Consider the following 228-nt stretch of genomic DNA (forward strand, 5'->3'; position numbering starts at 1 on the left):
GTTTACTTTGCTTCTTCATTACGATTATCTAGTTTTCAAAGAACGATTAAAAAAAGCTTTGAGAGAATTGCTCCCTCAAAACTAAACAAACAAAAATCGTGGCACAAACCATTTTGTCTGGCTCATATGTCCAGCTTTATCCTTAGAAAGGAGGTGATCCAGCCGCACCTTCCGATACGGCTACCTTGTTACGACTTCACCCCAATCATCTGTCCCACCTTAGGCGGC

At 42.1% G+C, this 228-nt stretch carries 1 rRNA gene; it reads right to left on the reverse strand.

What is annotated here, in order from left to right:
- Nucleotides 1-146: 146 nt before the first annotated feature.
- A 16S ribosomal RNA gene (locus tag KW850_RS33050) occupies nucleotides 147-228 on the reverse strand; the annotation flags it as partial.

It is taken from the genome of Bacillus sp. sid0103 (genome assembly GCF_019219025.1).